The organism is Aquimarina acroporae (assembly GCF_023195925.1).
Lineage (GTDB): Bacteria > Bacteroidota > Bacteroidia > Flavobacteriales > Flavobacteriaceae > Aquimarina > Aquimarina acroporae.
In genome coordinates, this window is the sequence record NZ_JALPRE010000009.1 from 197,303 (window position 1) to 220,173 (window position 22,871).

General features: G+C 34.0%; 23 protein-coding genes and 1 tRNA gene. 9 read left to right on the forward strand and 15 right to left on the reverse strand.

From position 1 onward, the window contains the following. Window positions 1-225: 225 nt before the first annotated feature. The 8 genes from M0D21_RS14680 to M0D21_RS14715 all read left to right on the forward strand — a co-directional run bounded on the left by M0D21_RS14680 (window position 226) and on the right by M0D21_RS14715 (window position 7,392). Complete coding sequence (locus tag M0D21_RS14680) at window positions 226-3,363, forward strand: starch-binding protein (RefSeq protein ID WP_248330819.1); 3,138 nt, start codon at window positions 226-228, stop codon at window positions 3,361-3,363. A gap of 178 nt (window positions 3,364-3,541) precedes the next feature. Further along, window positions 3,542-4,840, forward strand: coding sequence for a cytochrome ubiquinol oxidase subunit I (locus tag M0D21_RS14685; protein ID WP_248330821.1), 1,299 nt, complete (start codon window positions 3,542-3,544; stop codon window positions 4,838-4,840). A 7-nt stretch (window positions 4,841-4,847) separates the two neighbouring features. Next, window positions 4,848-5,870 carry a cytochrome d ubiquinol oxidase subunit II gene (locus tag M0D21_RS14690; RefSeq protein ID WP_248330823.1) on the forward strand — a complete coding sequence of 341 codons (1,023 nt, stop codon included), beginning with the start codon at window positions 4,848-4,850 and terminating at the stop codon, window positions 5,868-5,870. A 127-nt stretch (window positions 5,871-5,997) separates the two neighbouring features. Then, window positions 5,998-6,168: a hypothetical protein gene (locus M0D21_RS14695; RefSeq protein ID WP_248330825.1), complete on the forward strand. Its 171-nt coding sequence runs from the start codon at window positions 5,998-6,000 to the stop codon at window positions 6,166-6,168. Between the two features lie 230 nt (window positions 6,169-6,398). Further along, a complete protein-coding gene (locus tag M0D21_RS14700) occupies window positions 6,399-6,581 on the forward strand; it encodes a hypothetical protein (protein WP_248330827.1) in 183 nt (60 codons plus the stop codon). 191 nt (window positions 6,582-6,772) lie between these two features. Further along, window positions 6,773-6,925, forward strand: coding sequence for a hypothetical protein (locus M0D21_RS14705; RefSeq protein WP_248330829.1), 153 nt, complete (start codon window positions 6,773-6,775; stop codon window positions 6,923-6,925). Window positions 6,926-6,939: 14 nt separating this feature from the next. Next, complete coding sequence (locus M0D21_RS14710) at window positions 6,940-7,149, forward strand: hypothetical protein (RefSeq protein ID WP_248330831.1); 210 nt, start codon at window positions 6,940-6,942, stop codon at window positions 7,147-7,149. Between the two features lie 168 nt (window positions 7,150-7,317). Further along, window positions 7,318-7,392, forward strand: a tRNA-Pro gene (locus M0D21_RS14715). A gap of 186 nt (window positions 7,393-7,578) precedes the next feature. Here M0D21_RS14715 and M0D21_RS14720 read toward each other — a convergent pair. From M0D21_RS14720 to M0D21_RS14745, 6 genes are all read right to left on the reverse strand, one after another. After that, window positions 7,579-8,781: an alpha/beta hydrolase-fold protein gene (locus M0D21_RS14720; RefSeq protein ID WP_248330833.1), complete on the reverse strand. Its 1,203-nt coding sequence runs from the start codon at window positions 8,779-8,781 to the stop codon at window positions 7,579-7,581. A 48-nt stretch (window positions 8,782-8,829) separates the two neighbouring features. Then, complete coding sequence (locus M0D21_RS14725; RefSeq protein WP_248330835.1) at window positions 8,830-9,270, reverse strand: hypothetical protein; 441 nt, start codon at window positions 9,268-9,270, stop codon at window positions 8,830-8,832. A gap of 73 nt (window positions 9,271-9,343) precedes the next feature. Further along, the gene (locus tag M0D21_RS14730; protein ID WP_248330837.1) at window positions 9,344-9,961 is read right to left on the reverse strand and encodes a Crp/Fnr family transcriptional regulator; all 618 of its coding nucleotides are present in this window, start codon (window positions 9,959-9,961) and stop codon (window positions 9,344-9,346) included. Between the two features lie 96 nt (window positions 9,962-10,057). After that, window positions 10,058-10,504, reverse strand: a complete 447-nt coding sequence (locus M0D21_RS14735) for a DUF1572 family protein (RefSeq protein WP_248330839.1) — start codon at window positions 10,502-10,504, stop codon at window positions 10,058-10,060. A gap of 442 nt (window positions 10,505-10,946) precedes the next feature. Further along, window positions 10,947-11,705: an arylamine N-acetyltransferase family protein gene (locus M0D21_RS14740; RefSeq protein ID WP_248330841.1), complete on the reverse strand. Its 759-nt coding sequence runs from the start codon at window positions 11,703-11,705 to the stop codon at window positions 10,947-10,949. A gap of 59 nt (window positions 11,706-11,764) precedes the next feature. Further along, on the reverse strand, window positions 11,765-12,130 hold the full coding sequence (locus M0D21_RS14745) for a winged helix-turn-helix transcriptional regulator (protein WP_248330843.1): 366 nt from the start codon (window positions 12,128-12,130) through the stop codon (window positions 11,765-11,767). A 126-nt stretch (window positions 12,131-12,256) separates the two neighbouring features. On the opposite strand from M0D21_RS14745, the gene M0D21_RS14750 reads away from it, so the two are divergent. Continuing rightward, window positions 12,257-13,258 (forward strand): zinc-dependent alcohol dehydrogenase family protein, encoded by a 1,002-nt coding sequence (locus M0D21_RS14750; RefSeq protein ID WP_248330845.1) that lies wholly within the window; start codon window positions 12,257-12,259, stop codon window positions 13,256-13,258. Window positions 13,259-13,316: 58 nt separating this feature from the next. Here the strand turns inward: M0D21_RS14750 and M0D21_RS14755 are convergent, their stop codons facing one another. The 9 genes from M0D21_RS14755 to M0D21_RS14795 all read right to left on the reverse strand — a co-directional run bounded on the left by M0D21_RS14755 (window position 13,317) and on the right by M0D21_RS14795 (window position 22,857). Then, the gene (locus M0D21_RS14755; RefSeq protein ID WP_248330847.1) at window positions 13,317-14,366 is read right to left on the reverse strand and encodes a ligand-binding sensor domain-containing protein; all 1,050 of its coding nucleotides are present in this window, start codon (window positions 14,364-14,366) and stop codon (window positions 13,317-13,319) included. Between the two features lie 159 nt (window positions 14,367-14,525). Beyond that, window positions 14,526-15,182 carry a class I SAM-dependent methyltransferase gene (locus M0D21_RS14760; RefSeq protein WP_248330849.1) on the reverse strand — a complete coding sequence of 219 codons (657 nt, stop codon included), beginning with the start codon at window positions 15,180-15,182 and terminating at the stop codon, window positions 14,526-14,528. 168 nt (window positions 15,183-15,350) lie between these two features. Continuing rightward, window positions 15,351-15,800, reverse strand: coding sequence for a hypothetical protein (locus M0D21_RS14765; protein ID WP_248330851.1), 450 nt, complete (start codon window positions 15,798-15,800; stop codon window positions 15,351-15,353). 248 nt (window positions 15,801-16,048) lie between these two features. Further along, window positions 16,049-17,011, reverse strand: coding sequence for a bifunctional helix-turn-helix transcriptional regulator/GNAT family N-acetyltransferase (locus M0D21_RS14770; RefSeq protein WP_248330853.1), 963 nt, complete (start codon window positions 17,009-17,011; stop codon window positions 16,049-16,051). Window positions 17,012-17,137: 126 nt separating this feature from the next. Beyond that, window positions 17,138-17,959, reverse strand: coding sequence for an OmpA family protein (locus M0D21_RS14775; RefSeq protein WP_248330855.1), 822 nt, complete (start codon window positions 17,957-17,959; stop codon window positions 17,138-17,140). A gap of 154 nt (window positions 17,960-18,113) precedes the next feature. After that, window positions 18,114-18,545, reverse strand: a complete 432-nt coding sequence (locus M0D21_RS14780) for a hypothetical protein (RefSeq protein ID WP_248330857.1) — start codon at window positions 18,543-18,545, stop codon at window positions 18,114-18,116. Window positions 18,546-18,609: 64 nt separating this feature from the next. Further along, window positions 18,610-19,368, reverse strand: coding sequence for a PepSY domain-containing protein (locus M0D21_RS14785; RefSeq protein WP_248330859.1), 759 nt, complete (start codon window positions 19,366-19,368; stop codon window positions 18,610-18,612). A gap of 13 nt (window positions 19,369-19,381) precedes the next feature. Beyond that, window positions 19,382-20,647, reverse strand: coding sequence for a PepSY-associated TM helix domain-containing protein (locus M0D21_RS14790; RefSeq protein ID WP_248330861.1), 1,266 nt, complete (start codon window positions 20,645-20,647; stop codon window positions 19,382-19,384). Window positions 20,648-20,703: 56 nt separating this feature from the next. After that, window positions 20,704-22,857 carry a TonB-dependent receptor domain-containing protein gene (locus M0D21_RS14795; protein ID WP_248330863.1) on the reverse strand — a complete coding sequence of 718 codons (2,154 nt, stop codon included), beginning with the start codon at window positions 22,855-22,857 and terminating at the stop codon, window positions 20,704-20,706. Window positions 22,858-22,871: the final 14 nt, after the last annotated feature.

Sequence of the window (22,871 nt, forward strand, 5' to 3'; positions counted from 1 at the left end):
TATTGAGGAATTTTGTAAAAACTTCTCTTTTTTTTAGTAAAAAATTACGGTTTTAACATAAAGTAAAACAAAATATCAACACTCAATCGTTTGCGCGAAAAAATGAAACCTTCAATGTTACCAAAAGCGATTTTTTTTTAGAAATATTTATTACAACGTTTGAGAAATTTACTAATAATTGATTTCCAGACGCTTTTATTAACAATCACACAAACTAAAAACTAAATGATGAAAAAACGCTTACTCTATTTTGGGTTACTTTTATGTTTATTGTTCCCGAATTTTGGTACTGCACAGTCTTTAAGAAATTTACCCTTTTCATGGGATAATGTAACCGTCTATTTCCTAATTACAGACCGTTTTAATAATGGAGACACTACTAATGACATTAATTTTGACCGTCAACAAAATAGTAGAAATAATGAATTAGATTTTCATGGGGGAGATATTCCAGGTGTAACACAAAAACTTCGTGAAGGTTATTTTGATAAACTGGGGGTGAGTGCAATCTGGGTAACCCCAGTAGTAGAAAACAGACATGGGTTTAATAATCCACCAGCCAACGATCCTACGTTTAGAGATTATCCGTATCATGGGTATCACACCAATGATTGGACTGCTTTTGATCCTAACTTTACAACAGCCGAGCAATTTGAAGAATTTATAGATGAGGCCCATAATCATGGGATAAGAGTACTTCTCGATATTGTGATGAATCACTCGGGATATAGAACTTATAAAGAGGTAAATGGGCAATTAGAATTTGTAGATGAAGATTACCCGAGCGATTGGGTACGATTACAATGTGGTGCAGATAATGGAGAATTACCATGTGACGATTTAACCACGCCACTTTTTGGGCTGCCAGATATTCGTACAGAATCCTTCAGTGCTGTTAATCTTCCACAATGGCTTTTGGATAAGTGGGATGCCGAAGGTAGAAGACAACAGGAATTAGATGAGCTAGATGCTTATTTTACCAGAACAGGAAAACCCAGAGCACCAAGATATTATCTTATTAAATGGTTAACCGATTGGGTTCGAGAGTATGGTATCGATGGGTTTAGAGTAGATACCGAAAGACATGTAGGAGTAGACGCTTGGGCAGAACTCAAGGATGAAGCTGTATTAGCTTTAAAGGAGTGGAAACAAAATAATACGAATAAGAAACTAGATGATCTTGATTTTTACATGACGGGGGAACATTCTGGTGTAAATATTATTGGTAACGTTGGGGATCAATTACCAGACGATTTTACCGTAGGTAAGTTTAATAGTATGATCAATTTTAGATCACCAAAAGAAGCATATACAGATTTAGGTCAAGAACAGATATTTAGTTCTTTCGCTGCAAAACTGAATGATAATGATGGTGGATTTAATACTCCAGGGGAGTATAACATGATCAGTTATTTAAGATCTCATGATTTTAGTGAGTTCTATACTGGGAATATGTTCTACGGAGGTACTACTTTACTATTGTCCCCAGGGGGTGTTCAGATTTATTATGGCGATGAATCTGGAAGACAATTTTTTGATTCGCAAACCTATGTTGATGCAGGGTATCGTGGCGATATGAATTGGGATTCTATAGATGAAGCTATGTTATTTCACTGGCAAAAACTAGGAACTTTCAGAAGGCATCATACTTCTGTAGGGGCCGGAAGTCACCAGAAATTAAGCGATTCACCATATATTTTCAAAAGAGAATATAATCGTAATGGCGATAGTGATAAAACTTTAGTTTTTCAGGGAGTCGATGGAGATTTTACAGGAGCTCTTAATGTTTTTGGATTATGGCAAGATGGTACTGTATTGAAAGATTATTTTTCAGATACTACCGCTACCGTAACCAATGGAACCATAACCTTTGGGACTACTTTTGGACTAGTATTAGTAGGTGAACCGATCGACACTTCAGATGCTGTAAGTTTAAATATTACTCCAGCTTCAGGGACATATGCTGGTGCGATAAATGTGGAAATGACAGCTTCAACCACTGCAGATGCCACCGTAACTATTTTCTATACTACAGATGGTACTACACCTTCTTCAACCAGTATGCCTTATAGTACTTCTTTTACGATAGAAGATACGACTACTGTTAAGGCAATTGCTATAGATTCAGACGGGAATGAATCTTCTGTAGTGACCAGAGATTATAGTATTGGAGATATTAGCGCTTTCGATATACATTTCAAAAAACCTTCAGATTGGTCAACGTCCTTTGTATATCTTTTTGATCAAAATACAGGCGAAGCTCTTCCAGGATTCCCTGCATGGCCAGGAGTAGCGATGAGTCAAGAAGGAAATTCTCCTTGGTTTGTGTACAATGTTGATCAAAGTGTGCCTGTTGGGATTGTATTTAATGATAATGGTGGAACGCAAACCGATGATCTCTCAAGAACTGTAGAAGGTTGGTATGATAACCAATGGTTTGATGATTGTCCTTCAGATTGCCCAGGAGGCACCACTACAGCATTCGATATTAACTTTAAGAAACCTGCCGATTGGAATACCATATTTGTGTATTTGTATGATAAAAATGCTAATGCCTCAATTCCGGGATTCCCGGCATGGCCAGGAGTACAAATGAGTGTGATTAAAGATACACCGTGGTTTACCTATACAGTAGATGAAACTGTAGAAGTGGGTATAGTGTTTAACGATAATGGAGGTGCACAAAGTGATGATTTGTTTAGAACAACAGAAGGATGGTATGACAATCAATGGTTTGATACTTGCCCAAGTGATTGTCCTGGAGATATTATAGAGCAAGGATTCGAAGTATATTTCAAAAAACCAGGTGCTTGGAGTTCTGCTTTTATTTATATCTATGATAAAAATGCGAATGCACCCATTCCTGGAGCACCAGCTTGGCCAGGAGTAGCTATGAAATCATTATTAGGTTCTCCATGGTATTCTATTACAATAGATGAAACTGTAGAGGTAGGAATAGTTTTTAACGATAATGGTGGAGCTCAAAGTGATGATCTGTTTAGAGCAACAGAAGGGTGGTACGACAATCAATGGTTTGATACTTGCCCAAGCGAATGTCCAGATGATACATTACAACCTACTCCAGGAACACCCTTTTTAAAGAAAAAAGAACATCTTATCAATATTCAGCCAAATCCTTTTAAGGATCAACTTATCTTATCTTTCAACAGAAAGTTAAATAAGAGCGATGATCAGATTTTTGTTGAGATATATGATTTACACGGAAAAAGAATAAACCTTCTTCCGGGAGGTAGATTAAAGAGTAATGCAGTAAGCCTAAATACAAATGCACTTCCGAAAGGAATTTATATGATAAAAGTTACTTCTGGCGCACTAACAGAAGTTATCAAAGTTGTTAAGTAGTATATTGTAGAATTGGTTAAATAAAAATCGGTTATGGCTTAAAGTCATAGCCGGTTTTTTTATTAAAATATTATAGTTTTTTAAGAAAAATAAATGTCATCTTCGTTCATAAAATGATGCTTAGGTCGTATCTTTATAGTCCATAATTGGAAAACAATTTCTTCTCTAAATTTTATCTATGGAAAACCTTGATGCAGCAAGACTCCAAATGGCATTTACACTTATTTTTCACATTGTTTTTGCTTGTATTGGAATGGTCATGCCCTTTTTTATGGTGGTCTCTCATTATAAATGGTTAAAGACCCGTGATCAGATATATTTAACACTTACGAAATCGTGGCAGAAGGGTGTTGCGATTTTTTTTGTCACCGGTGCGGTCTCAGGTACTGCCCTGTCTTTTGAATTGGGGCTGTTATGGCCAGAATTTATGAAACATGCAGGTCCCATAATTGGAATGCCGTTTTCCCTAGAAGGAGCGGCGTTTTTTGTTGAAGCGATAGCCTTAGGCTTTTACTTATATGGATGGGGAAAATTGCCAGAGAGATTTCATTGGTTTACAGGAGTCATTATTGGTTTATCTGGAGTAGCTTCAGGAATTTTGGTCGTGGCTGCAAACGGCTGGATGAACTCTCCAACTGGTTTCGATTATATCGATGGAGAATTTTTGAATATAGATCCTATTAAGGCAATGTTAAATCCTGCATGGTTTACTCAAGCATTGCACATGACATTAGCCGCCTTTACAGCTACGGGATTTGCGGTGGCAGGAATTCATGCATATCAGGTGTATAAAAAACGTAAAGTAGCGTTGCATACTAAAGCGTTTAAAATAGCTATAACATTTGGAGCTGTTGCAGCTATTTTACAACCTATAAGTGGTGATATTTCTGCAAAAGATATTGCGAAACGTCAACCGGTTAAATTGGCTGCTATGGAAGCTCATTATCATACCGAAAAGGGAGCCGATTTATATATAGGAGGAATAGTAAATCCAGATACGCAAGAGGTAAACTATAAAATAGCACTTCCGGGCATGTTATCCTTTTTAGCTTTTGGAGATATAGATGCTGAAGTTAAGGGATTAAATGATTTTCCTGAGGATGAAATACCCAACGTACCAATGGTGCATTATGCGTTTCAGATCATGGTGGGTATTGGTAGTGTATTGTTGCTTGCTGGGGTGTTGTATTTTGTGTCGCTTAAAAAGAAAAAATGGTTCGAGAATAATAAATACTGGTTATTGTTTGCTATCCTGGCACCTATGGGATTTATTGCATTAGAGGCCGGTTGGATTGTTACCGAAGTAGGAAGACAACCCTGGATCATACATAAAATAATGAGAACCAAAGATGCCGTAACGCCTATGCCGGGAATTGTTTTTAGTTTTTATACCTATGTTGTAGTGTATCTCACACTATCAGTAGCTGTCACCTGGTTGATGTTGCGACAAATTAAAGTACTTAACCAATCTAAGTAAACGATCTATGTTATACGTTGTTTTATTTTTCTTAATTTTTTCTTTGTACCTCTATGTGTTGTTAGGAGGAGCCGATTATGGAGCAGGTATTGTAGAACTTTTTTCATCTGAAGAGAATCAAAAAATCACAAAAAAAACAATATACCGGGTTATGGGGCCTGTTTGGGAGGCTAACCATATCTGGATTATTATCCTTATTGTGATACTTTGGATCGCTTTTCCTGGGTATTATAATATTTTAGTGGTGTACCTTCATATTCCTATAACCATTGTCTTGTTGGGAGTTACCCTTCGTGGTGTGGCTTTTGTTTTTAGACATTATGATGCGATTATAGACAATTCTCAAAAATTGTATGATGCCATGTTTAAGGTTTCAAGTTTTATAACTCCGATATTTCTAGGGATGGTTTTTGGAGGGCTAATTAGCGGAAACATCATTATAGAAGACGATGTTACCAATTTATCTTTTTACGAAGCGTTTCTTAAGCCGTGGTTAAACGTTTTTAGTCTACTAATAGGTCTTTTTTTTGCAGCGCTATGTGCATTTTTATCTTCAGTGTTACTCATTGGTGAGGCAGACTCAGGAAAAGAACAGATTTATATTAGAAAGTCTGCTATAGCAACAATTGTGGTTTTCATTACTGGGTTGGTAACATTTATTTATGGATATGCAACCGGTAAAGAATTTGTAATGAGTTTTATTCAGGATCCATTTTCGGTAATCGCCGTGATACTATCAGCATTATTGTTAGCTCCACTTTGGATTACCATAAAGAGAGGGAATAAAGTATGGAGCCGTTTTTTTGCTGGGTTGCAGGTGTTTTTGATTCTTTTGGCAGCACTTATCTCGCATTTTCCGAATATATTAATCACCAAAACCTCTAGTGTTAGTCTCTTAGAAGGTGTAGCACCACAAAGTGTAATTCAATCTTTGGGAGTAGCATTACTTGTAGGAGGGTTAATTATTCTTCCAGGGCTTTTTCATCTTTTAAAATCGTTTAAAATGATCAAGATTTTGGAAAGAGATTAATTTCTTTTTTTATGCTACCAAATACTGTATTGAATTTGGTTTTTAAAGGCAATCTCCTAATATGAGATTGCTTGAATTTACTTTTATAGTATTAAAAAACTAATATTAATTTTAAAAAGTAAATCAAATGAAAACAAATCAAAAATTTGGCGTGCAAACATTAAGTGCAGAAGAAACTAAACAATTAAATGGAGGATTTATTTTCCCAAGTTTAATCGCTACTATTATTACTGAAGTAGCTATTATTAAGCACAATATTGAAACTACCATAGAAATGATGCAAGAGACAGATCGATAGATCAGTACAACGATTTACCAAAGCAATGAATAATGTGTTTGGTCAAATGAAAATATGTATGGTATAAAAGCCTTGAGAAATAATCTACTTCTCAAGGCTTTTATATGTTTTATAGGGTAGAATTTTGACAAAGCAATATATCGTTTTTAAGACCAATCTCTAAATATGAGATTTCTTGATTTTACTTTTAGGTAATCTAAAAATCAGTATTAATTATAAAAAGAAATCTTATGAAAACAAACGAGAATTTTCATCTTCAGGAACTTAGTGCCGAAGAGACAAAACAATTAAACGGAGGAATTATTTTTCCAGGGCTTATCACCACAGTAGAGGTGGGATTTGTAATTCTTAAGCACAAGGTAAAAAGTGCGATAGCTGCCATAGAAGAGGGGACAAGTGTTATCAATCAATAACAGTAAATATTTACCACCAAAATAAAAGTCTTAAGATTATTATGCTTAAGACTTTTATTTTTTGAAAAGGTGTATGCTTTTAAATACTTTTTTTTGAAATCTCAGAATTTGAGATATCCTAAGATTAGTTTTACCTCAGATTTCAATACGAAACAAATCGAACATAAATAATTAATTTAATTCAATCAAAAATGAAAAATTTAACGAGTACAGAAGTAAGAGAAATTAATGGTGGAATCGACGGTGTAGCTTTGGCAAATGCTTTAGCTGAAATCCAAAGACAATTGGATGCTATCGATAAGTTAGGAAACATGACAGGGACTAGTGATGATTACCATAATTAATATATCATATAATTATGAAAGATCTTAAAAAACTAGGAACTCCAATAAGCAGGGAGCAACAAAAGGATATAAAAGGGGGAGCAAAAAGAATTCCTATCGGAATCGGAATAGATGACGAATGTATGTTCCCATTGGCACCACCACCTCCGGGATGTAACTGGCATCTAGATATGGAGGCATGTACAGCAAGACTTATATGCTTAGATCTTATAGAACTAAGATAATATTATAAAAAGGCTATCAGCATATTGATAGCCTTTTTAATTTAAATAAATTTCGAACGGGTAAAGCGTGTTTTTTTTACGATTGCGGCGTACGCCTTTAGTGTTCTTAAATATTAATAATTCATATACGGAAATTGGAATAAAAGGCTATATTTGCTATCCAATTTTCGGGTAGTAGCTTAGTCCGGTTAAAGTGCTGGTCTGGGGGACCAGAGATCGGAGGTTCGAATCCTCTCTACCCGACATCTTTTAAACCCCTTTTATACAGGGGTTTTTACATTTTTATAGCAAAAACAATCAACAATTTTTTAATGTAAATTTTCTGTTCTAAGCCGTTATTGGACATATAATAGTAGATTTGTTTGACAAAATGATATGATTGAAGCTAACCATGTTTGAGTTGAGATTTTTGTGATAACTTATTGATTTTTAATCCTGTAATTTTTCTATGGTTTCTTTATAAACCTTAGTAGTATTGCTTTTTTCGGATAGTGCAATTTTGTAGGCCTTTTCTAAATACGTCTTTGCCATATTTTTTTCTTTATTTTCTCCGTACGCTAACCCTAAATAATAATTTGCCAAATGAGATGCGGGATAAAGCTCAACCCAATATTTAAATATTTCTATGGCTTCCTTACTTTTATTTCTTTGCATTAACCTTCTACCTACATTTTTTAGACAACTCATACTGTAAAGCCTATCTGCGTTTGGATAAACTTCAAATCCGTAAGTATCAGATAGATTTTGATGAAAAGATAAAATATTGTCTTTGGCGGGTCCTTCTTTTTCAATTAAGTCAATGTAATCGACTATCCATTTTTCTTTTGGGAAAATAAAATCAAAAGCAGTAATTAACCCTGGTAAAATTACGTCAGTATGCCCTTCACCTTCTATTATTTCCGCTTTTGTATAAATGCTACCATTGTTGAGCTTAGCTAGTTTTTCATTGAAATCTTTAACGTTTGTATTTATGAAAGACTGTGATTCTGCATCTTTACCTCCAGATACGATATATAAATAACTTTGTTTTGTTTCGAGTTTATTATAAAGCGTTTCGAGATTTTCAATTAATCGTTCATCTTTTTTATATCCATCTCCAATAATGTTCCCAGCTGCAAAACAGATGTAGGCTTGAAATAAATTAGGCTTATGTAATAACGTATGTAAACCAATTATTGATGAAGGGGAAAAACCAACGAAAGTCTTGAAGCTATGTATCCGATACCTTTTTTCTATCAAGGGTAATAGTTCGAACTCTAAGAATTTTACAAATTCTTCTTGATGATCTCCATAATTATACCTTCTTTTTCGATGGTTACTATACAGATTAGGAGCAAAGTAATTTCTATGTTTTTCTCCAGGACTTATAGATATCACTATAGACTCTGGCATGCGTGAAGTATTACTTAATTGGTTTACAACTGCGCTCGTTGTATTAAACAATAAACCATCATCTAAAACCAAGATTATTGGGTATTTCTTTGTTGATTTTTCGTATTGGTTTGGTAAAGTTATATTGAGGGTTCTGGTTTCGTTAATGTGCTTTGAATCTATAGTCAAATGTTCAACCTTTGTTTGCGCTATAAAACGATAAGATATAAGAAGTAAAAGTATTACTATTTGAAACTTCATTTTTTTCAAATTTTATTGATGATAAATCGCAATTTTTAATTCAATTATTCAATCTTTACCCAATACATAGGTTTTGAAAACATATTTCCATGGCATGAAAATAATTGGAATAAAAATTAAGATAAATATTTGTGACCAATCTTCGGCTTCGCTGCTAGCCAAAGTTCCGTTTTTCCATAACGGATATGCTACAAATACTAGCCATAATCCCTTATAAAAAATCATAAAAAGCATTATCGGTAACATTCTAAGTGTATGAACAATTCCTAAACCAGAGAGTGTAGTATATGCTGCGATTGCACACCATGTAACTGCAATTTCTGGATTCCATTCGCCTTCATGAGTAATTAATTCTGTCCAAGCATCTTTGGCTGCAAATAGGAACATCAGTAAAAAGAATAGCTTAAGAACATAAAGTTTTAAGGGCCAAATGCTTTTGTATTTATCTGATGGCCGAAATAGAAATTTGATAAGATAAGGTAATTTCATAAGGATTAATTGTATTGGAACAAATATCTATTTTTACCAAACCGTTACACTTCACATTTGTGAAGAAATCGAATTATGACAACTCCTGTCTAATTCTGCTTAAACTTCCAGGGTTTAATCCCAAGTAAGAAGCTATATAAATCAAAGGGACATTTTTTACAATAGCAGGATGCGCTTTCATAAGTTTAATATATCGTTCTTTTCCTGTTAATGTGGTTAAATCTATTATTCTTTGTTTGCTTGATTGTAGATAGAAATGAAGTACTTTTTCTGTATATTCTTGAGAAGTCAAACCAATATGAGAAGCTTTTTCAACATTTTTTTTACTTATGCGAAGCAACTCACAATCTGTTATACAATGTAAATTCTCATTTGAGACGCTTTGATTTATAAAATGATAGTAAGAAGTAAAAAAACGAGGGCCGCTATTGATATCTGTAGTTACTTCGTTTCCATTTTCGTCGTGATGAAAATTTCGCATATGCCCGGAAACAATAAAATTATGATATTTATGAATGGTTCCTTCACTTTCAAGAATGGTTCCTTTTTTTACAAAAACAGGTTCAAATATTTCTTTGCAATGTTCTTGATCACTTTCTGGAATTTCAACGAGATGCCTTACATAATCAAAGAAAATTTGAAAAAGATGAGAAATCTGTTTTTCTGTCTTGATGATTTTATAATTTTTCATTCAAACTCAATTCTATACATTAATTGTTTTCCCTTGTTCTAAGGAACATTCAGTTTTATGATGAATTATTGATCCTATATTATTAGTACTACTTTTTTACTCATCCAATAGTCGTCTATGATAATTAATTTGGCCTAAGTGGTAAGTCAAATGTTTTAGTAAATGTACCAGTAAATATTCATTCGCTTCAGCTTTAGAAAACTTTAATATTGGGTAATTGTTTCTCAACTCATCATCAGAAATAGAAAGGAGCGATTTTTTTATCATTTCTTTAGTTTCATGTATACCGTCTATCAAGGTAGTTCTAGAAACATTTTTTTGAGAAAATTCGAGTTCTCTATTTCTTATATAGCCTGTTTTTCCAATTTCCTTACCAATATAGGTATGTAAGTTGCCAATGAGATGCAGGCTCAAATTTCCTGCAGAATTGGAGACGTTTTTGTCTATTCGCCAAATGTTTTCTTCATTCTTGTAGAGCTCTAATTCTGTAATTAGAGTATTTAGTTCATTTTCAAAAAATGTTATTAATTCATTTGTAGTCATATATAAGATCTTTCAATATTCTAATATTACTTTTTTTATTTGCTTAATCCTATTAGGGATTTGTGAATTTCTACTAAAATTTATTGCTAAAACTATGGTCGAATTAAGTGAAATTTTTTAAAAAACGTACAGTCTTCTCCTTGTAATTATTTGTTAATTAAAGTTAGTATTTTTCTTATTAATGAAAAGTTCTATCCTTTTTGAAGATTCGATAGCGTAGTGAAGAATTCTTTTGTTATGAAATCGATTAGGTTGTCAAAAATGCTTATTCCCACAACGTCTGCAACATTAGATGTTTAATATATTTGAAAACGCTACAATAATAGTGGGTAAGGAGTAATACTCCGTTGGAAACATTACAATGAATTCTGTTACCCTTACTGAGCTTGTCGACCTAAGAAATTAAGTCGTAATAAGCTATGCGTGTTGTTAAGCACTGGTTTTATATTTTTACTTTGAATTTAGCCCAAAGTTCCTGTTTAAATTCCGTTTCATTTTTCAACAATAATTCTGTTGTCAAGTCAAGTTCTTTTACTTTCAATGTATTTCCCGTAATTGTTATTCGACCATTTTCAGTAGGTAGTGAAATTAGACGTTTCCTTGTGAAATGAGAATTCGGACTGGTTTGATGATACTTACACATCTCTTTAAACTCCTTAAATTCTCTTTTTTGGGTTTTAAAAATGTATTCTGGTGTTTCCTTGTCGTTTTCAATTTTGTTCACCTGCAAATATCCATTTTCGTATTTGTCAATTTTGTAATTCCCTCTTTTGTCTTTTTGGATAGTTTCAAATTGCAATCTTAACGGTTCAAATGTAAATTCCCCAAACCCAACGTCTGTTAAGTATTCGGAACCATCAATTTTTACAAGTATTGCTAAGTGGTCATATTCTTTTCCGTAGCCGTTGTCCTGGTCAAAAACTCGTGCTGAAATTATTTTTGCATCAAACCCAATTGTATGTAGTAATTCATAAAATAACCCATTCAATTCATAGCAAAATCCACCTCGATTGTGATTCACCACTTTATTAAAAATCCTATCAATAGATAGTTCGATTGGGATAGTATTGTGAATGTCTAAATTCTCAAATGGTACATTTAAAAGATGATGCCGTTGAAGTTCTTTTAAGGTATTCAAATTTAGTTCAAGACTCCCAGAATAATTAATTCGTTGAAGGTATTTTTCTGTATTAAAGCTCATTTTGATCAATTTCGGGCTAGTGTTTCGTGTAAATGTAATGTAGTTGTATGAGAATTGTGTTATTCTTTGATATTATCCTGATCTATAAGTTCATGTCTGTTTTTTAACCCCCAATCATTCAATTCATTTATTATTTTATTTAAGCTTTTTCCCAGTTCTGTTAAACTGTATTCAACTCTAGGGGGTACTTCGGCATATACTTTTCTATGAATAATCCCATCGGCTTCTAATTCTCTAAGGCTATCGGTTAGCATTTTTTTACTAATATTATTGATATGTCGATGCATCACCCCAAAGCGATTAATGTTTAAATAGAGTGCATAAATAATTCTGATTTTCCATTTTCCGCCGATAACCGACATCGTTGTTTTAACTCCACAAGGCAGTTCATCGATAAGATTTTTATTTTCTTCTATTTTTTTCATGATTTAATTAGCTGTTTTACAGAAATAGTAACTTTTTAGTGACTAGATTACAAAAATATGACTACTTGACAAAAGTAAACTATTGAAATAAATTTGTAACGAAATAATTTAAAAAATGGTGAAATTATGATTACAAATAGTGCCAAAATAGTCCGTTTTCATACGACTGGAAATGCAGATGTGTTAAAAATTGAACAAGTATCTATTCCCAGTCCTACAAAGGATGAAATCACAATAAAAGTAAATGCGATTGGACTTAATCGCGCAGAGGTTATGTTTAGGGAAGGTCAGTATTTAGAATCTCCGGTATTTCCTTCTCGTATTGGCTACGAGGTAAGCGGAGTTATTGAAGCCGTTGGGGAAAATGTCACCTCATTTAAAGTTGGAGAAACAGTAAGTACTATTCCTGCTTTTTCAATTGGAAAATATGGGGTCTATGGCGAATTTGCTACTGTTCCTGAACATGCTGTTACTACATATCCGAACAATTTAACTCCAGAAGAAGGAACATCTATATGGATGGCGTATTTAACGGCATATGGAGCAATTGTTGAACTGGCAAAAACTAAGTCAAAGGATTTTGTATTAGTTACTGCTTCTAGTAGTAGTGTAGGTTTGGCGTCTATTCAAATTGCAAAGACCGAAGGAGCAGTAGTCATTGCTACTACCAGAACTTTAGAAAAGAAACAATTTCTTCTCGATTCGGGAGCAGACCATGTAATAGTAACTAATGATGAAAATTTAGAGGATAGAGTAAATGAAATTACCGAAATGAAAGGAGTAAACATGGTATTTGATCCTGTTGGAGGTAGTTATATCGAAACTCTTGCAAATATTACAGCTACAAACGGAATTATAATAGAATACGGGGCATTAGCTCTAGAACCAACTCCATACCCATTATTTATAGCGTTACAAAAAGGTCTTAATATTAGAGGATATACCCTTTTTGAAATCACTAAAGATTCAGAAAAACTTTCTCGAGGAAAAGACTATCTGTTCAAAAAGTTTAGCGCAGGTTCTTTAAAGCCAATTATAGATAGTACGTTTTCTTTTGATAAAATTGTAGAGGCTCATAAGTACATGGAATCCAATCTTCAGAAAGGAAAAATTGTAGTAACTATATAGTTGTTGCAAAGAATTAGTAAAAGACAAAAAGTATCTCGTGGGATATTTTTTGTCTTTTTTATCTCCAAGGTCCATTTGTGCCTACATTTTTTACATCTCCATTTTTGTCAATTTTGTAAAGTCCCCCTGCACAGCCCAACCAAACATTTTCTGAGTTGTCTTTTAAAAAACTCATAGTTGATGTAGGAACTTTATAATTCACGAATTCATCGTTTGTATAATTATATACACCGTTATTTGTTGAACTAATCCACAAATCGTTTGAGTTGTCTTTGTAAATCGCAAAAACGTCACTTTTGTTTAATCCATCAATATTTGGGAAATGAGTAAATTGTTTGCCATCGTACTTATTTAGTCCACCTTCGCCAATTCGTTTACTTGTGTCGAGATTGTCTTTTTCTGCTACTCTCGTTCCAATCCAAATATTTCCTTCTTGGTCATCCGCAATTGACTGAACATTATTTGAGCTCAAACCCTCTTTTGTAGTGAAATGAACAAATGATTTACCATCAAACTTACTCGCTCCGTAGCCATCTCTCCCAAACCAAATATTTCCTTTTGAATCTTCTGTAATTGAGGTTATCCAATCTTTGGTATCTTTATTAATTTTGGTTTCTATTTTAGGGTAAGGAATTGGAAAATTATTAAAATGCGTTCCATCAAACGTGCAAACTCCACCCCAAGTTCCAATCCAAAAAACTCCTTTGCTGTCAATAAATAAATAGCTAATTACATTGTTACAAAGACCATCTTTTTTTGTATAGTTGGTAAATACTTTTCCGTCAAATTTCGATACCCCGGAACCTGTTCCGAACCACAAGTTTCCCAAATCATCTTCAATAATGTTTGTTATCCGGTTACTTGGTAATCCGTTTTTTATAGTCAAATATGTTAACTTGTTTCCGTCATATTTAGCAACTCCTTTTTCTAGTGTTCCAAACCAAAGATTCCCTTTAGAATCTTGAAATGTATCTACAACATATTCTCCAATTTGAGAAATGTTATTTTGATTAGTTTGATCTTCGATTTCGGTAGTTTTTGCCTTCTTTCCTTGGGAATTGCAAGAAGCTGATAAAATTGTCAATAATGTTAGAAGTATAATTTTCATTTTGAGGTTTTAATATTATATGACTTTCGGCTTCAATATGTAGTTACCAGTAACTATATAATCCCAAGATAAAAATAAAAGTTACTTGTTCATATTATGCCAAAGGAATTAATCTATTAGACATATATAAGTTTCTGTAGTTTAATGTTTTTTAGGATTTTACCAAACTTGATAGAGTGTGGTGGTAATGACTCCTTTATGGTCCTGGGGGATTGTTGCAAGTAGTTGTTTTTCTGCAAATACTTTAAAATTGAAAGGAGGCGCTAGGATATCTAAACCACTTTGTTTTTTTAATCGAATACCTTGTCCAGAAATAATATCTTTATTGGGTATAAAACTGCCATTTGGTAGATGTTCTGTTAGAACAATATACCGGTATTTGTTTAGTTTCTCTAGTATAGCTGCTACTTCCTGATTAGATAAATGCTGCAGAACCTGCCTTACCAAAGCGCAGTCTCCATCGGGTAATTTATCTTTAGCGATATCGAGACAATAAAACTCTAAATGGTCTGCTTCAAATTGTGTTCGATTATGGGCGATAAGACTATTCACAATATCTACAGCAATATACTTTTGGGTATGTGATAGGAGTTGCCGTCCTATATTAAAATCTCCACATCCTAGATCGCATAAGGTTATGGGAGTTTTAAAAGAAGTTAGAAATTGAGTTACCGCCGCTATATAAGGATCAACGATATTTGGATCGTGTGATCCTGATCCAGAATAAAACGAAGAGTGGTAATCACCCCAAAGTTTCATTTCATAAATCTGCTCCATGGCATCTTTGGTAGGCCACGGTTGTTTCTTTTTTTTCATAGCAGGAGATAGGTCAATCTCGATTTGATCAAAAACATTTTTTTTAAATGTTATAAGTAGCGAATCTACAAATTTAAACTATGAGATACCCCTCAAAGATCACTTTCAATACTAAAATGATCTGAGGGGTCTATTAGATTATATATTTTTATATTCTAAAAGTACCAGTTATTTTTGAACACGTTTGTAGTTTTCAGAATGATAATAATGACCATTTTCATCAACATCTATTTGTTGGTATGAATCTTTTTCTACCAAGATCTCAAATCTAAAAACTTTGGTGGTGTCTAATATTTTCATCATTGGTCCAGAAGCATATTCAAGTCTTTCTTCTAGAACACCGTCTTTTATAGTGTAGGTGCCATATCCAAACCATTCGTTATTGTCTTTTGGATCAAATCTGGTCCACATGACTTTACCCTGGCTATACATTTTAACTTGTCGATATCCATTTTGATTTGAAAGCGTATCTGATATATGATTGTCCTGATACATGTATTGATTTTGTAATTCCCAAACACCTTCTAGGTTATGCGGCTCAATTGCGGTTTTTTTGTTATTTTGACTGATCGTCAATAAAGAACACATTCCGATTAAAATTAATACTATGGTTTTCATGGTGAAGAGGTTTTAAAAACTGAACCTCATTAAGTTACGAAAATTTCGTGAGACTTTTTTAATTTTAATAGGCTTTTATGAAAGCGAACTAAAGTCAGAAGAAAAATATTTGGGAGTTGGTTTTGTATCTCTTCCAACCTTAAATTAATCGGCGTAGAATCGGTTATCGAAAACATTTAAACAAATCATTATGAGGTTTATTCGATGATCATCTACGCCGAAAATTTAAATCTTTTATTAAGTTTAATTCATGAATTACTATTTAATTCTATTCCCATCTGGATATTGCACCGCTCATAGGGCGAAGGGTAATCTATAACCTTTTTGAAACCTAGTTTGTGGTATAAATTTATCGCCGGTTTTAAAACAGTGTTACTTTCTAAATATACATGTCGGGCACCCATTGCAGCCGCTTTTTCCAAAATAGCCTTGCCTAGATACCAACCAATACCTTTTCCTTTAGCTTCTGAAGAAACTGCCATTTTTGCCAGTTCATATTCATACTTAGGGTGATCCATTTTTATTAGCGCACATACCCCGACAGGTTTTTGATCATATAAAGCAACCAGAATGCTACCTCCTTTATCGAGTATATATTCTTCGGGGTTTTCCAAAGCGAGATAATCAGATTTTTCCATCTTGAAATGTTGAGTAATCCAGGCGATATTTACATTTTTAAAAAAGTCACGATGTTCTGGTCTATAAGGTATAATCTGTACTTTTTTAAGTTCACGTTGCTTTTTCTGTTCTTTTACCCGTTGTAACATCGATTTTTGATTCAATAAGAATTCAAACTCTTCAATGGCTTTCCACATGTTATTAGAGCTTTCTCTTAGTATATGATCTACGGCCTCTTGAACATCAGTGTATTGTTCTTCGATGAGCGTAGCAATGTGTTTTCCTTTTTCAGAAAGTTGTAAGTTGTTTTTGCGGGCATCGTTAGGGTCTTTTTGTTCAATAGCGATCCCTGCTTTTATCATCTCTTTTGATATCTTACTCACTGAAGGGTGGGAGTGACCAATTTCTATAGCTATCTGGGTGATCGACTTTTCTTGAGACTGAGATAACACATAAAACACTGGAAACCACTTTGGTTTGATGTCGACATGATACATTTCGTAAATTTTTGAAGCATCTTCGGCCATTTTTTCACTCAACATTCGTAATCTGGTACCTATTGCCATGATACCCGCTTGATCAAAAAAACTCATAATAAAATAAATTACGTAACTAGTTACGTAAATATACAAAATAAATAAAAAAGAACGAAGAGGTTAAATAAAAAATCCGATCAACTTATGATCGGATTTTTTTATATTCTAGAATGATCCGGCTAATTAGCCTTTAGAATCACTTTTCATGCTATCTTTAATTAACCCATAAAATTCATCAAATTTTGGATCAATAATAATACGGGTAGCAGTTTCTATACCTTCTGTAGCATATTCACTTTTTCCAAGAGCTTCCATTCTCTTAGGATCTACTTTGTAGTCATTTTGTAATATACGTACTACAGAAGCTGCCTGTCTTGCACTAAGATCCCAATTGTCTAATAAAGTTTTACCATCAAGTTTTAGGGCATTACTATTTCCTTCAACTTTAATATGTAATTTAGAATTAGCATTAAGTGTTGTAGCAATTTTTGAAAGCATTGGCTTTGCTTTATCACTTACTTTAAAACTTTTGTCATTATCTCCAAAAAGAGTAGTGTTGGGTAATATTATATATATTGTCCCTCCTTTGATTTTTATGTTGTCACCACCTAGTGCGTTTTTAAAAGCGCTAAAAACAGCCAGATTTGTCGAATCTTTCCCGGTAAGAGCTTTGTCGATCGTTAAAAGTTGTTTGTCTTTTTCTTTGATAATGTCTTGCGACTTTTTAAGGTTTTCAGCTTTTTGATTCGATAACTCAGTAAAATTACTCATGTTAGACAACAATGAAGCGTTGGTTTCTTTTAGGTCTTTTACCTGTGTTTCCATAGTAGCCACTTGTGTAAGTGTAGCTTTTTCCTTCTTGCGAGAATCGTTTAGTTCAGCCTTGGTCGTTTTTAGTTCTTGTCTTAGCTTATTAATTTCATCAAGAAGGTCTTTTTTCTTTTGAGCGGTTACCGATAAAGTGGAAATAAGTAAGACAGTGGCAAATAAAATTTGTTTTTTCATCTGTTATTTTAATTATTCTTAATAGTCAGATGGAATTCACCAAATCGCATTATCGTTCTTACAACGGTAATGCTATGGATCATTTCATTGGTATTAATGATTTGTTGCAGCTGCTAAAGTAAAACTTTTTTACAAATTACAGTATACCAAGCTATCAGGACTTTTCTAATAACTCTTTAGCATTTTTGATGCTAGTATTAATTTGGTCTCTTAGTTTTTTTACTTTAACCTCTTCTTTTTCAAGTAATTTCATTTGGGATAACACCTCTTCTTTACTTAGTTTCTTATCCTTTTCAGAATGAGGGAAGGTGCTACTGAAATCACTCATCCAGGTCATCATGTAGTCGTATGCATCTTTTACATCTTGTTGTGCATTTGCATATGTTTTGCCCTGGGCGGTGGTATCGATTTTGGCTCCTAGCTCGTTAATTAAGGTTCCCATTTCACCCATTTTAGGCATAACCTCATCATGCACGTCGATTACTTCTTGCATTAATACATCAAATTCCTGCTCTTCTTTAGATAATTGATTACAGGATATAATTAATATTGAAAGGATAAGCGTATAAAAAATATGTAGTTTCATAATGATTCGATTTAAATGTTTCAAAGATATTATTAATTGATTTGGTTTTGTTTTTATATGTAGTTTATTTGTTTAAAACAGTACTACGTTTTTTTCTTCTTTTGTTTAATGTTTTTGAAGTTAGCCCATATAGTAAAAAGCCCGAGAAAATTGTGAAAAGCCCGAATAACGAAAATGCCCTTAAAAGTATATTATTGAAATTATCACGCTCTTGATAATCCATAGTATGCAGCATCCAAAAGAAATCAAAGATTCGCCATTGATTATTTCTGAACGTTTGCACATTTCCGTATTCGGTCGACACATACACGGTTGTGTTTGCCGGTGCATCAAAGGTAATAGCATATGCGGGAAGCGGTCTTCCTCGATATTCATGATGATTTCCAACAGTGGTAATATATTCCTTGTTGATTATACTGGCTGTTACATTCAGCTTTTTTTGAGCTACCAGAATAGCTTCTTCTTTACTTAAAGGATTCCTGATTTCTCCAGTAATCGCATCAAAAAGAAGAACGTTTTTTTGGTCTTTATGCTCGTATTCTACTCTGTAAATAGGTTGTTTTAAAATGGTAGAAAGCTCTAACGAAAGTATACTGTCATTATTAGAAATATGGTTCTTAAGAAACACGTTTGGTGTTACAAAGGATAGATTGCTAGGTATTTTTGGAGTGCTGTTTTTTAAATTGTCTCCTCTTATATTGTCAATGTTGGTCCAACTAAAATAAAGCCCTCCCAGTGTCCACATCAAAAATTGTATGCCTAGAAAAAAACCTAAATATCTATGCCATTTTCTTGTAATTCTTAGTAGTATTCGTTTTTTCATTGGTGGTAGCTTTTTAACTTAAAGATGAAACAGGACGAGCTTTTTTACGTAATAGTTTCCTAACATATTCTACAAGGAGTAAAAGTACTATGCTTATTCCAAATAACGGAAATAGGATACCCAGAATAGCAATGAGTAGTAAGACTCCATATCCAACTTTAAAGTGCATGGGGACTTTTGGTATTCCCAATGATCCTTTTCTTTTTCTAAGGACATATGAGACCAAAGCAGATACACTCATTATAGTCAATAAAATAGCTATAGATAGCATAAGCCACCAGTTCCATTTTCCAAATTCACCTTGATGAAATGCCATTACCCACATTCTACCACGCATTAATACACCCACATCTTTCCAATGGTTTGATAGTATTACTTCTCCAGAGTATTGATCTAGATGTATTTTTTTTTGAGCATGTAGATCCTTAGGGTATTGATTAGAAACACTAAAAACTCCTTTTGGTCCCTTTGGGAAATGAATAGAAACCGTTCCAGGTAGATTGAATGCTTCGGCCTTGATAGCTATTTGATCTAGGGTCATAGGGTTTCCGTTTGGAATCGATTGTAACTGTCTTCCTTCCCAGGAGGCGGGAAAACCTGTATTGGTTACTTTTTGTAAGCGTTTAAAGTTTTCACCCACAACATCGGTCCAAGGAAATCCTCCGGCCAATATCAGAAAAAGCAATCCCGAAATCCAAAACCCTGTTATAGCATGAAGGTCTCGATAAAAAGTTCGTTTTCCCTGTCGAATTCGGGGGATAAAAAAACCTGCCAGATTCCATTTACGGGCGGGCCACCAGATATAAATTCCTGTAAGAATAAGAACTACCATCCAGCTTGCTATAAGCTCCACAATTTTGGTTCCAAATGCGCCCATGAGCAGTTCGCCATGCAGTTTTCTAACCTTATACATATCTGTTTTACGGGTAATGACTTCTCCCGATACAGTACCGGTATACGGATTTACATACAAACTACTTTTACCACTAAATCTTCCCGAAACAAATTCTGAAGCTTCATTTGCATTCGTGCTAAGTACCAATGAGTTTGGTTTTTTCATTGCGTTTTTATTAGCTATTTCCCATTGCTCCTGAAGAGAAATAGGGGTTCCTTCGGCTACTACTTCTTTTATAGATTTATATTTATTGACTTCATAATCTCCTTTAAATAGATAAATTCCTCCGGTGATGGAGAGGATGATCATAAAGGGAAGAGAAATTATTCCGGCAATAAAATGCCATTTCCATAGCCATTTATTAAGTTTTTCGTTTTTTTTCATAACTCAAATGAGATTTGATCTCACAGGTACGTTTCGACCTGTGAGATCATAAAAGATTAAAAATTATACCTCATCCCCATATGAAAAGCCCTGGGGTTACCAATAGTAAAACTATTCTCTCCTCTAAACCTATTAAAGGAAGCTCGCGCGGCATACAACTCGTCAAAAACATTAAGGGCATGCCCCCATAATTCGAAACCTTTATATGCAATTGTCGCTCTTAGGTTAAAAATGTTATGACCATCATAGGTTGCGGTGTCAAAAGTTCCATCTTCATTGTCTACCTGTCCTTCAAAACTAGTATTATATTCTCCCACCATTTCATGTTCTGCAGTGAAGCTAAATCCAAGATCTGCATTTACATCTTTACGATACGTGATTAGAGATGTACCTATTAAGTTAGGAGCAGTTTCTCGATCTGTATCGGAATAATCTACCCCGCCATCAAAAAATTCTACATACCGGTGCATGGCATAACTACCATTATGAGTAACAGATATTTCTTTAATCGGGGACCAAGTTATACCGTATTCTACTCCATAAGACTGGGTCTTACCAGCGTTGGTGTTGAAAAAAATGTCATTCTCATCTCTTAAGGTAATTAAAGTATTTTCACCTTCTAAAAGGTAAATGGCCGCATCAACTTTTATTTTGGAAGAAGACGCTAAGTATCCTCCGATTTCATAATTATGGTATCGGCTAGGCTTAATACCTCTTAGTTCGTTTCGGTTACGATATAGTGTAGAAACCTGGGGAGGGGTAAACCCTTGAGAATAATTGGCATAAATACCAGATCTTGAATTGAAGTTATAATTGATACCTAATTTTGGAGTAAGATTATTAAAATTATCGACAGCATCGTCTACGCCTGCACCACTTTCAATAAGGTTATCATAATCATACTCGAACCCATCATAACGAAGTGCAGCAGTTACTTTAAGTGCATCTAATGGGGATATCTCATATTGGAAAAACCCTGCATAATTAAAAATATTGGCGTCGTAATAAAGAATAAAATCTCCAGAATTGATATTAAAATCGGTATTTCTTCCCGTTTCGGGATCGACAATGACATCTATAGTTTCTGCCACATATTTCTGTGGAGAGTAGTCTGCAGTAGTACCTACAATCAATGACGAATTCGCAAAGTTTATATTCATCTTGTGCTGAATTAATCCAACATAACTCCTAAATTGATTAGAGTTTATTTCTCCTGATCCGAAACCAGTAAGTTGTCCTTGATTTCTAAATTGTCGAATTCTATAAGATGGGTTTTGATCCATGCGATTATCTCTAAAAATCGCATTGAATGTGGTTTTGTGATTGTCATTCCATTGTGTGTTGAATGTACTTCGTACTCGAAACGCTACTGCGTCTCTTTCGGTAAAGGTTTGATCACTCTCAAAATTACCGTTGCTATAGTCTTCTGTACTAAGCGATCCCGTCATGTCTGATCGATAATCAACAAGATCTAAAACCGTTGTCCAAATGGTTTTATCGGTAATGTCATATACCGTTTTAAAGGTGATCGCTGTTTTTTCATAATCACTATGTTCTATAGGACCATCTTGCCTCAATACATGTTGTCCACCGAGATAGAATCCTAGTTTATCACTAGTATGATCAGAAACTTCAAATTCATAGCGCATTAAGCCAATATCGTTGGTTTGAAAACCTACGCTTCCACTTAATTCTTTGGTCGGATTTTTGGTGATAAAATTAAAACTTCCTCCAATAGATTCACTTCCATAGATACTTGAAGCCGGACCTTTTAATACCTCAACACGTTTGTATGAGATATCATTCATTTCTAAAAGTGCATTGTGATTAAATACCGAAGTAGGTCTAATTTGTAAACCATCTTCAAGGTAAAGGAATAAGGCTTTGGTCGATATTGGTGATCGCACAGCCATAAAATGTTGTTCATTACTAGCAGCTCTTGAAGTAGACATGTAAACTCCAGCTACTTGATTGACCAACTGATCAATACCAAAAGCTTTTGTTTCTTTGATGGTTTGAGCGTTTAGTGAAGAAATCGAACCTGGCACTTCACTTCGTTTTTGTATCTCTCGACTTGCAGAGGTAACAATTACTTCATCAAGCATTTCTTCAGAAACAATTGTATCGGTTACTTTTTTAGGATTAGATTCCTGAGCATAAGCATAAGTTCCTAATGCCAGGAATGTAATATAAATTAATATATTTTTCATTTTGGTATATGTTG

Bases quoted from the DNA above. Each gene is read 5' to 3' on its own strand.
- M0D21_RS14770 (WP_248330853.1), bottom strand. From the start codon at position 17,011: ATGAGTTTTTTTGATCAAGCGGGTATCATGGCAATAGGTACCAGATTA.
- M0D21_RS14730 (WP_248330837.1), bottom strand. From the start codon at position 9,961: ATGAAAAATTATAAAATCATCAAGACAGAAAAACAGATTTCTCATCTT.
- M0D21_RS14700 (WP_248330827.1), top strand. From the start codon at position 6,399: ATGAAAACAAACGAGAATTTTCATCTTCAGGAACTTAGTGCCGAAGAG.
- M0D21_RS14775 (WP_248330855.1), bottom strand. From the start codon at position 17,959: ATGAAAAAACAAATTTTATTTGCCACTGTCTTACTTATTTCCACTTTA.
- M0D21_RS14755 (WP_248330847.1), bottom strand. From the start codon at position 14,366: ATGAAAATTATACTTCTAACATTATTGACAATTTTATCAGCTTCTTGC.
- M0D21_RS14725 (WP_248330835.1), bottom strand. From the start codon at position 9,270: ATGAAATTACCTTATCTTATCAAATTTCTATTTCGGCCATCAGATAAA.
- M0D21_RS14780 (WP_248330857.1), bottom strand. From the start codon at position 18,545: ATGAAACTACATATTTTTTATACGCTTATCCTTTCAATATTAATTATA.
- M0D21_RS14765 (WP_248330851.1), bottom strand. From the start codon at position 15,800: ATGAAAACCATAGTATTAATTTTAATCGGAATGTGTTCTTTATTGACG.
- M0D21_RS14710 (WP_248330831.1), top strand. From the start codon at position 6,940: ATGAAAGATCTTAAAAAACTAGGAACTCCAATAAGCAGGGAGCAACAA.
- M0D21_RS14690 (WP_248330823.1), top strand. From the start codon at position 4,848: ATGTTATACGTTGTTTTATTTTTCTTAATTTTTTCTTTGTACCTCTAT.
- M0D21_RS14720 (WP_248330833.1), bottom strand. From the start codon at position 8,781: ATGAAGTTTCAAATAGTAATACTTTTACTTCTTATATCTTATCGTTTT.
- M0D21_RS14680 (WP_248330819.1), top strand. From the start codon at position 226: ATGATGAAAAAACGCTTACTCTATTTTGGGTTACTTTTATGTTTATTG.
- M0D21_RS14750 (WP_248330845.1), top strand. From the start codon at position 12,257: ATGATTACAAATAGTGCCAAAATAGTCCGTTTTCATACGACTGGAAAT.
- M0D21_RS14785 (WP_248330859.1), bottom strand. From the start codon at position 19,368: ATGAAAAAACGAATACTACTAAGAATTACAAGAAAATGGCATAGATAT.
- M0D21_RS14685 (WP_248330821.1), top strand. From the start codon at position 3,542: ATGGAAAACCTTGATGCAGCAAGACTCCAAATGGCATTTACACTTATT.
- M0D21_RS14760 (WP_248330849.1), bottom strand. From the start codon at position 15,182: ATGAAAAAAAAGAAACAACCGTGGCCTACCAAAGATGCCATGGAGCAG.
- M0D21_RS14740 (WP_248330841.1), bottom strand. From the start codon at position 11,705: ATGAGCTTTAATACAGAAAAATACCTTCAACGAATTAATTATTCTGGG.
- M0D21_RS14695 (WP_248330825.1), top strand. From the start codon at position 5,998: ATGAAAACAAATCAAAAATTTGGCGTGCAAACATTAAGTGCAGAAGAA.
- M0D21_RS14705 (WP_248330829.1), top strand. From the start codon at position 6,773: ATGAAAAATTTAACGAGTACAGAAGTAAGAGAAATTAATGGTGGAATC.
- M0D21_RS14735 (WP_248330839.1), bottom strand. From the start codon at position 10,504: ATGACTACAAATGAATTAATAACATTTTTTGAAAATGAACTAAATACT.
- M0D21_RS14795 (WP_248330863.1), bottom strand. From the start codon at position 22,857: ATGAAAAATATATTAATTTATATTACATTCCTGGCATTAGGAACTTAT.
- M0D21_RS14745 (WP_248330843.1), bottom strand. From the start codon at position 12,130: ATGAAAAAAATAGAAGAAAATAAAAATCTTATCGATGAACTGCCTTGT.
- M0D21_RS14790 (WP_248330861.1), bottom strand. From the start codon at position 20,647: ATGAAAAAAAACGAAAAACTTAATAAATGGCTATGGAAATGGCATTTT.